Below are 5,221 nucleotides of genomic sequence, written 5' to 3'. Positions count from 1 at the left end.
CTGCTGCCGTCCGCGCGGCCGCTGGCGCCCGCCGCCGCGGCCCCGGTGTTCCGGCCCGCCCCGCCGCGCGGCCGGCGCTTCGTGTTCGCCGCCGCCGGTGCCTTCTCGGTCGCCGCCGTGACCCTCGGCGGGGTCGGCGGGGTCGGCGGTGTGACCGGCGCCGGTGACGACCAGCAGAGCACCACCGTCACCCCGGTCCGCGGTCCCGGCACCGGCGCGGTGCTCCCGGTCACGGCGGAGCTGCCGGTGGACTTCCCGGTCCGCCACCTGGCCTCCTCGCCGTCACCCGGTACGGCGCAGCAGCCGGGCCCGTTCCAGCCGGCCGCGACGCCCGTGGGCTACCCGCACCAGCTGCTGCGCTGAGGCGCCCGGCGGGCCCTCCCGGCGCACTCCCGGCCGGCGGGCGCCGCCGGTGGTCCGGTGGTCTCTTCACCACCGCTTCATCACGCGGTGGGGGCATGGACCGGCCGGTGGCCATTACGCTGTAATGACCGTTGTCCGCTGTCCGCAGAGCTCATCGGGTTCGTCCATAGGAGCTGGGGAGCTTACGTGTTCACTGACATAGGCCCACTCGAGGTCATCACCCTGCTCGTGATGGCCGTGGTGATCTTCGGGCCGGACAAGCTCCCGAAGCTGATCCAGGACACCATGGGCTTCGTGCGCAAGATCCGCTCGTTCGCGGACAGCGCCAAGGAGGACATCCGCACCGAGCTGGGCCCGGAGTTCCAGGACTTCGAGTTCCAGGACCTCCACCCGAAGACCTTCGTGCGCAAGCAGCTGCTCGGGAGCAACGAGGACCCGCTGGGCTTCAAGGAGCTCAAGGACGGGCTGGACATCAAGTCGGTGCTGAACAGCGAGACCGCCGGTGCGGCTCCTGCCACGGTCGCCGCGGCCGCCGCCGCGGCCCCGGCCGCCGCCGACCTGACCAAGGCCGCCGCGCCCGTGCCCGGCGAGCGCCCGCCGTTCGACCCGGACGCCACCTGAGCCTCCCGGGTCCGCCCGCCGACGTATCGCGCCCCGCCCCGCCGCCCGGCTGAGCGGGGCGCAGCCGTGTCCGCCGCTATTGTGCTGAATGCCGCGGGGGGCGCCGATCCGGAGCGCGCCGCGGGACGGGACAGCTGTGTGGAGGAGGCGGCCGGATGGACGCGACGAGTCGTGCGGTGGGGACGGCCCCGGCGGGGGTGCCCGGTGCCCCCGGGCCGGAGCGCCCGGTGACGGGCAGGAGGGTGCCGGCGGCACCGGTGGACCCGCTGGCGCCGTACCTGGCGGCCGACTTCCCCTGGTACGGGCTGGACGACGGCTGGACCGGCCGCCGCTGGCTCGGCCAGGTCGGCGCCGGCCCGGGCGGGGCCCGCGCCGGGCAGGCCGAGGGCGGCGCGGACTACGGGTCGCTCGGCCACGGCGACGAGCCGGCCAAGCAGCCCGAGGCCCGGGACTCCCGCCGGTTCGCGGTGGTGGTGACGGTGGCCCGCAGACCCGGGCGCCGCAGCGCGGACAACACCGGGACCCTGGAGGCCACCTCGGCCTCGTCCGCGGCCTGGCTGGCGGGCTCCGGGCTGCTGGCCGCGACCTGGCCCGGCCAGCTCGACCGCGGCCTGCGCCAGGACTGGCTCGACCAGCAGTCCAACCTCGCCTGGGACCTCGCCGACGACCTGGACGGCCCCGGCTGGTCCTCGCTCACCCTCCCGGTGAGCGGCCTGCCCCAGCCCTTCCGCTACCGCGAGTCCGAGTACGGCTGGGTGCTGGCCGGTGAGGCCCCGGGTGTCCTGCTCGGCGCCTACGGCCGCGGCGTCAGCGCCTACGGCGTCGGCTTCGGCGCCGTCCCCGACCTCGCGGCCTACCACGGCCGCTGACGGCCGGCCGGCGCCCGCCAGGGCCCGGGGGCGGGCGGGCGCGGTAACACCCGGTCCGCCCCTGCGGGGCCGCCCGCCGTCCGGGGTCCCGGCCGCCGTCCGGGGGCGGGATGCCGATCCGGGGCGCGGTGGTGAGGACGGGGTACCGCCCGGCGCCGTACGGGGCCGACGGACGGAGCCCGTACGACCGTGCGCCCGCACGGCCCGCCCGTCACCGGGGTCGGGCCCGCCACCGGCCGATCGCGGCGCTCATCGCCCGGCATCTCCCCCCGCCGCCCCTGAAAGGGCACCGGTACCGGTTCCAGGACGCGGAACGGCCCCGGGAGGGGTACTCCCGGGGCCGTTGGGGCGGACAGTGCGCCCGAGCTAGAACTTGTTCTTCGGGGTGAGCCCCAGGGACAGCCCCGACAGGCCGCGCTGGCGGCCGCCGAGCTTGCCCGCGACGGTGCGCAGGGCGGCCGCGGCGGGGGACTCCGGGTTGGCCAGGACGACCGGGCGGCCGTCGTCGCCGCCCTCGCGCAGGCGGACGTCGATCGGGATCGAGCCGAGCACCGGGACGGTGGCGCCGACCGAGCGGGTCAGGGCGTCGGCCACGGTCTGGCCGCCGCCGGTGCCGAAGACGTCGATCATCTCGTCGCAGTGCGGGCAGGGCATGCCCGACATGTTCTCGATCACGCCGACGATCTTCTGGTGGGTCTGCAGCGCGATGGTGCCGGCCCGCTCGGCCACCTCGGCGGCGGCCATCTGCGGGGTGGTGACGATCAGGATCTCGGCGTTCGGGACCAGCTGGGCGACCGAGATGGCGATGTCGCCGGTGCCCGGCGGCAGGTCGAGCAGCAGGACGTCCAGGTCACCCCAGTAGACGTCGGCGAGGAACTGCTGCAGCGCGCGGTGCAGCATCGGGCCGCGCCACACCACGGGCGCGTTGCCCGGGGTGAACATGCCGATCGAGATCACCTTCACGCCGTTCGCGGACGGCGGCATGATCATGTCCTGGACCTGGGTGGGCCGGCCCTCGACGCCCAGCATCCGCGGGATGCTGTGGCCGTAGATGTCTGCGTCGACCACCCCGACCTTGAGGCCGTCGGCGGCCATCGCGGCGGCCAGGTTGACCGTCACCGAGGACTTGCCGACCCCGCCCTTGCCGGAGGCGACCGCGTACACCCGGGTCAGCGTGCCGGGCTTGGCGAACGCGATCTCCCGCTCGGGGGCGCCGCCGCGCAGCAGCTGGGAGAGCTCCTTGCGCTGCTCGTCGCTCATCACGTCGAGCTCGACCTCCACCCCGCTCACCCCGGGCACCCGGCCGACTGCCTCGGTGACCCGGTTGGTGATGGTCTCGCGCATCGGGCAGCCGGAGACGGTCAGGTAGACCGCGACGCGCACCGCGCCGCCGTCGGCGATCTCGACGGATTTCACCATCCCGATCTCGGTGATCGGACGGTTGATCTCCGGGTCGTGCACCGTCGCCAGGGCCTTGCGTACGGACTCCTCCGTCACGCCGGCCGCAACCTCTGTCTCGTTGGCCATGCCTTGATGGTACGGCGCCGGGGAACGCCCCCGACTCCCCAGTAGCGTGCCGCCGGTCACAGCACCTCGGAGGCGCCCCTCCGCTCGTCCAGCTCCTTGAGCAGCGACTGCAGTTCGGAGCGGACGAAGTCCCGGGTGGCCACCTCGCCGAGGCCCTGGCGCAGGGTGGCGACCTCGCGGGTGAGGTACTCGGTGTCGGCGATGTTGCGGTCGCTGCGGGCCCGGTCCTGCTCCATGTTGACGCGGTCCCGGTCGTCCTGGCGGTTCTGCGCGAGCAGGATCAGCGGGGCCGCGTAGGAGGCCTGCAGCGAGAGCATCAGGGTGAGGAAGATGAACGGGTAGTCGTCGAAGTGCACGCTGTCCGGCAGCAGGGTGTTCCAGATCACCCAGACCAGCACCACCACCGTCATCCAGACGATGAACCGTCCGGTGCCCAGGAAGCGGGCGATCCGCTCGGACAGCTTCCCGAACGCCTCCGGGTCGTACGAGGGCAGGCTGATCAGGCCCGGACGGGCGGTGCGCGGCTGGTCGAGCCGGACCCGGGTGCCACCGCCGCCGCTGCTCTCGGTGCGCTGCATCCGGGTGCCCTCGCGGACCCGCAGTTCGCGCAGCTGGCGCAGCTGCCGCAGGTCGCCCTGGAGCCGCTGGCGCGGGCTCTCGTCCCGTCGCTTCCGGTCAGCGTCCACCGGCCGCCTCGCTCTCGCGCTCGTGGGTGTCGTCGTCGAGGACGTCCCCCTCGACGCCCTCGCCGCCGTGCAGGGCCGCCTCGCGCCAGTCGTCGGGCAGCAGGTGGTCGAGCACGTCGTCGACGGTGACCGCGCCGAGCAGGTGGTCGGTCTCGTCGACGACGGGCGCGGCCACCAGGTTGTACGCGGCCAGGTAGCTGGTGATCAGCGGCAGCGGGGTGCTCGGCGGTAGCGGGTCGAGGTCGTCGTCGACGATCGAGCCGACCAGCGTGTACGGCGGCTCGCGCAGCAGCCGCTGGAAGTGGATGGTGCCCAGGTACTTGCCGGTCGGCGTCTCGGTCGGCGGCCGGCAGACGTACACCTGGGCGGCCAGCGCCGGCTTGTTGTCGGCGATCCGGACCCGGGCGAGCGCCTCCGCGACGGTCGCGTCGGGTTCGAGGACGATCGGCTCGGTGGTCATCAGACCACCCGCGGTGTCCTCCTCGTACGAGAGCAGGCGGCGCACCGAGGCGGCGTCCTCGGGCTCCATCAGGCGCAGCAGGCGCTCGGCGGCCTCCTCCGGCAGGTCGGAGAGCAGGTCGGCGGCGTCGTCCGGGTCCATCGCCTCCAGCACGTCGGCGGCGCGTTCGTCCTTGAGCTTGCCGATGATCTCGACCTGGTCGTCCTCGGGCAGCTCCTCCAGGACGTCGGCCAGCCGGTCGTCGTCGAGCGCCGCGGCCACCTCGGCCCGGCGCTTGGCCGACAGGTGGTGCAGCACGTTGGCGAGGTCGGCGGGGCGCAGCTGGTCGAAGGTGGCGAGCAGGTTGGCCGCGCCCTGGCCCTCCTCGGTGAGCGAGAAGCCGGTCACCGCGGACCAGTCCAGGGTGAGCGTCTCGCCCTTGCCCTTGCGGATCCGGCCGACCTTGCCGACCTGGACGAAGACCTTGCTGATCTCCCACTCACGGACCCGGGTCTGCACCATGGCCACGTCCAGGACGGTGACCTCCTCCTGGGTCTTGACCCGGGTGACGGTGCGGTCCAGCAGCTCGGCCAGGACCAGGGTCTCGGAGGTGCGCTGTTCGAAGCGGCGCATGTTGATCACGCCGGTGGTGAGCACCTGGCCGGACTCCAGGCTGGTCACCCTGGTCATCGGCAGGAAGATCCGGCGCCGGCCGA

5 protein-coding genes and 1 pseudogene are annotated in these 5,221 nt (G+C 74.0%); 3 read left to right on the top strand and 3 right to left on the bottom strand.

Annotated elements, in window-relative coordinates; genetic code table 11:
- The 3 genes and pseudogenes from AA75_RS50605 to AA75_RS42865 form a co-directional block, all read left to right on the top strand.
- Nucleotides 1-363 (top strand): annotated as a pseudogene (locus AA75_RS50605) (hypothetical protein); the annotation flags it as partial.
- Nucleotides 364-549: 186 nt separating this feature from the next.
- A complete protein-coding gene (locus AA75_RS42870; RefSeq protein ID WP_033825968.1) occupies nucleotides 550-984 on the top strand; it encodes a sec-independent translocase in 435 nt (144 codons plus the stop codon).
- A gap of 155 nt (nucleotides 985-1,139) precedes the next feature.
- Entirely contained in the window at nucleotides 1,140-1,853 is a 714-nt protein-coding gene (locus AA75_RS42865) for a hypothetical protein (protein ID WP_199520563.1), read from the top strand.
- A 366-nt stretch (nucleotides 1,854-2,219) separates the two neighbouring features.
- Here AA75_RS42865 and AA75_RS42860 read toward each other — a convergent pair whose 3' ends face one another.
- From AA75_RS42860 to AA75_RS42850, 3 genes are all read right to left on the bottom strand, one after another.
- Nucleotides 2,220-3,380, bottom strand: coding sequence for an Mrp/NBP35 family ATP-binding protein (locus AA75_RS42860; RefSeq protein WP_033825967.1), 1,161 nt, complete (start codon nucleotides 3,378-3,380; stop codon nucleotides 2,220-2,222).
- Nucleotides 3,381-3,436: 56 nt separating this feature from the next.
- Nucleotides 3,437-3,958 carry a DUF1003 domain-containing protein gene (locus AA75_RS42855; RefSeq protein ID WP_082527265.1) on the bottom strand — a complete coding sequence of 174 codons (522 nt, stop codon included), beginning with the start codon at nucleotides 3,956-3,958 and terminating at the stop codon, nucleotides 3,437-3,439.
- Nucleotides 3,959-4,055: 97 nt separating this feature from the next.
- Nucleotides 4,056-5,221, bottom strand: a 1,166-nt coding sequence (locus AA75_RS42850) for a CBS domain-containing protein (protein WP_063794559.1), incomplete at its 5' end; no start/stop codon positions are given.

The organism is Kitasatospora sp. MBT63, from assembly GCF_000710465.2.
Classification (GTDB): Bacteria; Actinomycetota; Actinomycetes; order Streptomycetales; family Streptomycetaceae; genus Kitasatospora.
This window is presented reverse-complemented; position numbering and strand designations above follow the sequence as displayed.